This is a genomic window from Psychrobacter sp. S1-30-MNA-CIBAN-0213, from assembly GCF_040309845.1.
GTDB lineage: Bacteria > Pseudomonadota > Gammaproteobacteria > Pseudomonadales > Moraxellaceae > Psychrobacter.
In genome coordinates, this window is the sequence record NZ_JBEOPE010000114.1 from 1 (window position 1) to 256 (window position 256).

The 256-nt window shown below is 45.3% G+C and carries 1 protein-coding gene; it reads right to left on the reverse strand.

Features of this window, described 5'->3' with window-relative positions:
* On the reverse strand, window positions 1-254 hold a 254-nt coding region (locus AAEY87_RS14170), incomplete at its 3' end, for a glutamate--tRNA ligase family protein (RefSeq protein WP_350657636.1).
* Window positions 255-256 lie beyond the last annotated feature (2 nt).

Below are 256 nucleotides of genomic sequence, written 5' to 3' on the forward strand. Positions count from 1 at the left end.
TGTAGCGCCTCGCCTGCCCACTCAAAGCCTAACCACTGGACGTCCTTTTCTATATTGTCGATATAGTCCTGCTTTTCAGCGGTCGGATTGGTATCGTCATAACGCAAATGACAAAGGCCATCGAACTCTTCAGCCACCCCAAAGTTAAGACAAATAGACTTGACGTGTCCTAAATGCAAATAGCCGTTAGGCTCAGGCGGGAAACGGGTCACGATTTGCTCGTATTTTTGCTCTTTTATATCTTCACGAATAATAT